Source organism: Neoroseomonas rubea (assembly GCF_016106015.1).
Classification (GTDB): Bacteria; Pseudomonadota; Alphaproteobacteria; order Acetobacterales; family Acetobacteraceae; genus Neoroseomonas; species Neoroseomonas rubea.
This window is the reverse complement of sequence record NZ_JACADQ010000249.1, coordinates 1-6,276: the sequence shown is the minus strand read 5'-3', so window position 1 is coordinate 6,276 and position 6,276 is coordinate 1. Positions and strand designations below refer to the sequence as shown.

The 6,276-nt window shown below is 72.6% G+C and carries 7 protein-coding genes and 1 pseudogene; 7 read left to right on the top strand and 1 reads right to left on the bottom strand.

Annotated features, from left to right (window positions below):
• Nucleotides 1–217: hypothetical protein (locus tag HW577_RS26630; protein ID WP_232475052.1), on the bottom strand; the 217-nt coding region annotated here is incomplete at its 3' end.
• Nucleotides 218–335: 118 nt separating this feature from the next.
• Here HW577_RS26630 and rsfS point away from each other — a divergent pair.
• The 7 genes and pseudogenes from rsfS to HW577_RS18490 all read left to right on the top strand — a co-directional run.
• Nucleotides 336–659: a ribosome silencing factor gene (gene rsfS, locus HW577_RS18520; protein WP_198377621.1), complete on the top strand. Its 324-nt coding sequence runs from the start codon at nt 336–338 to the stop codon at nt 657–659.
• A 1-nt stretch (nt 660) separates the two neighbouring features.
• Complete coding sequence (locus tag HW577_RS18515) at nt 661–1,110, top strand: 23S rRNA (pseudouridine(1915)-N(3))-methyltransferase RlmH (protein ID WP_332837760.1); 450 nt, start codon at nt 661–663, stop codon at nt 1,108–1,110.
• 13 nt (nt 1,111–1,123) lie between these two features.
• Nucleotides 1,124–1,801 (top strand): NnrU family protein, encoded by a 678-nt coding sequence (locus HW577_RS18510; protein ID WP_198377619.1) that lies wholly within the window; start codon nt 1,124–1,126, stop codon nt 1,799–1,801.
• A gap of 67 nt (nt 1,802–1,868) precedes the next feature.
• A complete protein-coding gene (locus tag HW577_RS18505) occupies nt 1,869–2,732 on the top strand; it encodes an ion transporter (RefSeq protein WP_198377618.1) in 864 nt (287 codons plus the stop codon).
• 29 nt (nt 2,733–2,761) lie between these two features.
• The gene (gpmI, locus tag HW577_RS18500; RefSeq protein WP_198377617.1) at nt 2,762–4,318 is read left to right on the top strand and encodes a 2,3-bisphosphoglycerate-independent phosphoglycerate mutase; all 1,557 of its coding nucleotides are present in this window, start codon (nt 2,762–2,764) and stop codon (nt 4,316–4,318) included.
• Nucleotides 4,319–4,353: 35 nt separating this feature from the next.
• Complete coding sequence (locus HW577_RS18495) at nt 4,354–5,322, top strand: Bug family tripartite tricarboxylate transporter substrate binding protein (protein WP_198377616.1); 969 nt, start codon at nt 4,354–4,356, stop codon at nt 5,320–5,322.
• 267 nt (nt 5,323–5,589) lie between these two features.
• Nucleotides 5,590–6,276: pseudogene (locus tag HW577_RS18490) on the top strand (hypothetical protein); the annotation flags it as partial.

The following is a 6,276-nucleotide window of genomic DNA, read 5'->3' as shown; positions in this document are numbered from 1 at the left end:
AGGCCGCCGCCGCGAAGCCGGCGGCCGGGAAGCCGAAGGCCGCGGCAGCCAAGCCGAAAGCCGCCACCGCGACAGCGAAGGCCGCGAAGGCACCGGCGCGCGCGCCGGCCGCCACCAAGGCGAAGGCCACGCCCGCCACGACGAAGGCCGTGGCACCGAAGGGGAAGGCCGCCGCGCCGGCCGAGGCCGCGAAGGCGAAGCCCGAAGCCAAAGCCAAAGCCAAGTCCAACGCCAAGCCGCCCAAGGCCGAGGCCCCCGCCGCGCCCCGCCCCGCCCGGTCCCGCACGCGGGAGAAGCTGACCCCCGACCGGCTCACCCTTCTCGTCGAGGCGGCGATGAAGAGCCTCGAGGACGACAAGGCCGAGAACATCGTCCTGCTGGACGTCACCGGCCGCGCCGACTACGCCGACCGGCTCATCATCGCCACCGGCCTGGTCGAGCGGCAGTTGCAGGCCATGGCGACGCATCTCGATGAAGCGCTCGGCAAGGCCGGGCTGCAGCTGCGGCGGGATTCGATCCAGGCCTCCCCGGACTGGGTGCTGATCGATGCCGGCGACCTCGTGATCCACCTGTTCCGGCCCGAGGCGCGCGAGCTCTACCGCATCGAGCGCATGTGGGGCCCGGAAAGCCCGGGGGCCTCCGACGCCGCGCCCGGCTAGGATCCTCGCCGTCGGGCGCATGAAGCCGGGGCCGGAGGCGGCGCTCTACGCGCATTACGCCGCCCGCCTGCGCCCGCCGCCCGAGGTGACGGAAATCCCCGAGGCGCGCGGTGCCGCCGCCGAGGTGCGACGGCGCGAAGCTGCCGCCCTGCTGGCCGCCCTGCCCGAGGACGCCGTCGCCATCGCCCTGGACCTCGGCGGAGAGACGCCGGACAGCGAGGCCTTCGCCCGCCTCCTCTCGCGCGCGGAAGATGCCGGGAAGCAGCCCTGCTTCCTGATCGGCGGGGCGGAGGGCCTCGATCCCGCAGTCACCGCCCGGGCGCGGCACGTCATCGCGCTCGGCCCAATGACCTGGCCGCATTTCCTGGTGCGCGGGATGCTCGCGGAACAACTCTATCGCGCCCAGGCGATCCGCAGCGGCCACCCCTACCACCGCGCGTGGCGGCCGTGAGAGAGTGCCGCCCATGATCCTGCTGATCCTCGCCGCCATCCTCTGGGTCTTCGTCCATGTCGGCATCTCCGGCACCAGGCTGCGGGATGCCGCGGTCGCGCGGCTGGGCGAGACCGGCTTCACCATCGGCTTCTCGGTCGCCTCCGTCGCCGCGATCGCGCTGCTCGTGCAGGCCTGGCAGGGGGCGGAGACGACGCCGCTGTGGTTCGCGGCCCCCTGGCTGCGCTGGATCATCGCCATCCTGATGCTGCCGGCCTTCCTCCTGTTCACCTGCTCGCTGATCGGCAACCCGACGGCGATGGGCGGGGCGGGGCTGCTGGCCAAGGGGCCGCGCGGCATCCAGCGCGTCACGCGCCACCCGATGCTCTGGTCCTTCGCCATCTGGTCGGGGCTGCATGTGCTGGGGAACGGCGACAGCGCGGCGCTGGTCTTCTTCGGCGCGTTCCTGGTCACGGCGCTCGCCGGCATGCCGTCCATCGACGCCAAGATGGCGCGGCGGCACGGGGAAGCCTGGGCGGGCTTCGCCGCCGGCTCCTCGGTTCTGCCCTTCGGCGCCATCCTGGCCGGGCGGAACCGGCTGGACCTGAAGGAAATCGGCTGGCTCGCGCCGCTCGCGGGCCTCGTGCTCTGGGCGGGGTTCCTGCATGCCCACCGGCACATCTTCGGCGTCCCTGCGCTGATCCTCGGCTGAGGGATTGCGGTACGGGGCCCGCCGCCCCTATCTCCCCCGCACTCAAGGGGATCAGCGGGACAGGATGATGCAGGAAGCCCTCACGGCTGCCGATTCGGCTGACACGCCGCGCGCGCGCGCCGCGCGCCTCGTCGTCTCCGCGCCCTTCCAGCGCGCAGTGATCGCGCTGATCCTCTTCAACGCCGTCACGCTCGGGCTCGAGACCTCCGACAGCATCATGGCGTCCTGGGGCGATGTGCTGCACGCGGTCGATGCAGCGCTGCTGTGGATCTTCACCGCCGAGCTCGCGCTGCGCATCTACGCCTTCCGCGGGCGCTTCTTCCGCGACCCCTGGGGAATCTTCGACCTGGTCGTGGTCGGCATCTCCTGGGCGCCGGATTCCGGTCCGCTCGCGGTGCTGCGGGCGCTGCGCGTGCTACGCGTGCTGCGCCTCGTCTCGGTCGTGCCGTCGCTGCGCAACGTGGTCGAGGCGATGCTCGCCGCCCTGCCCGGCATGGGATCGATCGTGCTGCTGATGCTGCTGATCTTCTACGTCTTCGCCGTTATGGCGGTGAAGCTGTTCGGGGAAGGGATGGCGGAGCAGTTCGGCGACCTCGGCACCGCGCTCTTCACGCTGTTCCAGCTCATGGCCATGGATGATTTTGGCAACATCGTCCGCCAGGCGATGGAAAAGCAGCCACTCGCCTGGCTGTTCTTCATTCCCTTCTCGGTCGTCGCCACCTTCGTCGTGCTGAACCTGTTCATCGGCGTGATCGTGGAAAGCATCCAGACGCTGCGCGAGCAGCGGGAAAGCGCGGATGCGCGTGTGGCGCAGGCGGCGACGGATGCGGCGGCCTCCGCCGCCCATGCCGACCAGCTGGCGCTGCTGGCCGAGATCAGGGCGCTGCGCGCCGAGGTCGCGGCCTTGCGGGAGGAGCGCAGCCGGGTCTAATGCCCCGCGCCCCCGCCCAGGACATCGCCATGACCGCCACCCGCCCCCGACCCGTCATGCTCGTCATCCTCGACGGCTGGGGCTGGCGGGAGGAGACGGCGGACAACGCCGTTCGCCAAGCCCGGACGCCGGCCTTCGACGCGCTCTGGGCGGAATGCCCGCATGCCTTCCTGCGCACCTCCGGCGCCGATGTCGGCCTGCCGGAGGGGCAGATGGGCAATTCGGAGGTCGGGCACCTCAACATCGGCGCGGGGCGCGTCGTCATGCAGGACCTGCCGCGGATCGGGGCAGCGGTCGCGGATGGTTCGATCGCGCGGCTGCCGGCGCTGACGGGGCTGATCGCGGCGCTCAAGGCCTCGGGCGGCACCTGCCACCTGATGGGGCTGCTCTCCCCCGGTGGCGTGCATTCGCACCAGGACCATGCCGTGGCCCTCGCCCGCATCCTGGCCGGTGAAGGCATTCCGGTCGCGATCCACGCCTTCACCGATGGTCGCGACACCGCGCCCAAGGCTGCGCCCGACTTCCTGGCCCGCTTCGAATCCGGCATCGCCGGCCTGCCCGGCGTGCGGATCGCGACCGTGATCGGCCGCTACTTCGCCATGGATCGCGACAACCGGTGGGAGCGCGTCGAGGCCGCCTACCTCGCCATGGCGGAGGGCGAGGGCGCGCGGGCGACGGATGCGCAGGCCGCGATCGCCGCGGCCCACGCCGCCGGCAAGACGGACGAGTTCATCCCGGCGACCGTCATCGGCGACTACGCCGGCATGCGGGACGGCGACGCGATCCTGTCCTTCAACTTCCGCGCCGACCGCGTGCGGCAGACGCTGGCCGCCTTCCTCGAGCCGGGCTTCGCCGGCTTCGCGCGCCGCCGCACCATCCGCTTCGCCGCCGCCGCGGGCATGACGGAGTACAGCGAGGCGCTGAACGCCCACCTGTCCACGCTGTTCGCCCCGCAATCCATGGCCGACATCCTCGGCGAGGTCGTCGCGCAGGCCGGGCTGCGCCAGCTCCGAATGGCGGAGACCGAGAAGTACCCGCACGTGACCTACTTCCTGAATGGCGGCGAGGAGACGCCCTTCGCGGTCGAGGACCGCATCCTCGTCCCCTCCCCCAAGGTCGCGACCTACGACCTGCAGCCGGAGATGTCGGCGCCGGAACTGACGGACAAGGCGGTCGCCGCGATCGAGACCGGCACCTACGACCTGATCGTGCTGAACTTCGCCAATGCCGACATGGTCGGCCATACCGGCAGCCTCGCCGCGGCGACCAAGGCGGTCGAGGCGGTGGATGCCGGCCTCGGCCGCATCGCGGCCGCGGTGCGCGCGACGGGCGGCGCGCTGTTCGTCACCGCCGACCACGGCAATGCCGAATTGATGCGCGACCCCGCCACGGGCGGCCCGCACACCGCGCACACCACCAACCCCGTCCCCGCGATCCTGATGGGTGGACCGGAAGGCGCAGGGCTCGCCGATGGCAGGCTCGCCGACATCGCGCCGACGCTGCTCGCGCTGATAGGCATGGACCAGCCGGCGGCGATGACGGGACATTCGCTGCTGCGCCCGCCGCGCGCCGCCGCGCCGGAATGACGCGACCAGACTGACCCAGGGAGGACACAACCAACATGATCACCCGCCGTTCCACGCTCGCGCTTGCCGGCGCGATAGGCCTGCCTGCCGCCGCGCACGCGCAGGAAGCCTGGCCGTCGCGCCCCGTCACCCTCGTCGTCCCCTGGGCGGCGGGCGGGTCGACGGACGCCGTCGCGCGCATCCTGGCGCAGCGCCTGACGCAGGACACCGGCCGGTCCTTCGTGGTGGACAACCGGACGGGGGCGAACGGGACGATCGGCTTCAACTCGGTCGCGCGCGCCCGGCCGGACGGATACACGCTGCTCGTCAGCACCGTCTCGACCTACGCGATGGCGCCCTGGCTCTATCAGCTGCCCTATGACAACGAACGCGACCTGATGGGCATCGGGCTGCTCGCCGCCATGCCGATCATCATGGTGGTGAACAAGGATTTCCCCGCGCGCACGCTGGCCGAGTTCGTGGAGATGGCGCGCCAGCCCGGGCACCGGATCACCTACGCGAATTCCGGTGCAGGCTCCTCGACGCATCTCGCGACCGAACTGTTCCTTCAGGAAGCGCGGCTGACGATCCCGGACATCGGCTATCGCGGCGGCGCGCCGGCAGTGCAGGCGGTGCTGGCGAACGAGACGCCGATGGTCTTCCAAGCCGCCTCCGGCATCCTGCCGCACATCCAGTCGGGCGCGTTCCGCGCGCTGGGCGTCGCCAGCGCACAGCGCAGCCCGCTCGCCCCGGAGATCCCGACCTTCGCCGAACAGGGCTTCCCCGGCGTGATCGTCGAGGAGCACATCGCGCTGCAGGGCCCCGCCGGCCTGCCGGCGGAGATCGTCCAGCGCGCCCATCAGGCGGCCAAGGCGGCGATGGAAGCGGCCGAGACGCGCCAGCGCCTGGCCACCCTGGCCGTGGTGCCCACGGTCACGGCACCCGCGGCCTGGCCGGCCTATTTCGCCGCCGAGAACGCCAAGTGGCGGGACATGATCAGGGCGCGCAACATCCGCGTGCAGTGACGCCGGCGGCGAGAGCCCCCCGACGCGTGCCGAGGCCGCGAATGCGACTCGCCCGGACTCCGGCGAAGCCGGGGACACCGGGAATGTCCGCCGGGCGCCTGAGGGCACGCAAAGCCGGATGCCAGCGGTCGAGGAATTCGGCCGCTGGCACAAGGTCGCATGGGCCGCGACTCGGCCCTGGATGCTAGTCGCGGCCCGATGAGGCACAGCGGGCGCAGCCGCAGCGCGGCGCGGCGGAAGGCAGGATCGGGCGGGGCGCGCCGTCCGGTGGCCCAGGCAGTCGCGCTGTCCCTGATGCTCGCCGCACCGCTGCCGATCTCGGCGCCGTCCCGCGCCCAACCATCGCGCGAGGCGATCCAGGATGCGCGCCGCGCCGCCGAGGCAGAGCGCGCCGCCGCCGCCGAGGCCGCCCGCCTGGCCCAGGAAGCGGCCGAGGAGGAACGCGGCTTGGCCCGCCAGCGCGTGGCCATGGCCGAGCGCGTGCAGCGCGCCGAGGCCATCCTGGACGAGGCGCAGGACCGCGAGCGCACCGCGACGCTCGCGGCCATCGCCGCGCGGCAAGAGACGGAACGGCGCGCCGCGGCCCTCGCGCCGCTGATGCCGGTGATGCGTCGCCTCGCCTTGTGGCCCGCCGAGACGCTGCTCGCAGTGCCCGTCCCGCCGGAGGAGGCGCTGCGCGGCGTGATGGTGCTCCAGGGCGTCGCCCGCCAGGTCCAGCGGGAGGTGGAGGCGCTGCGCGCGGCGGGGGAGGAAGCGTCCCGCCGCGCCCGCGTCGCCGCCGCCGAGGCCGCCATGGTGACCGCGGCGCGGGAGGAGGCGATGCGCACCGCCCGCGCTCTCGATTCCGAGATCGCCGCGGCCCGGATGCGGGAAGCCGAGGCCCGGCAGGCGGAGCGCGAGGCCGGGCGCCGCGCGATTTCGGAAGATTGGAAGAGCTCACATCTGATCTCCAAT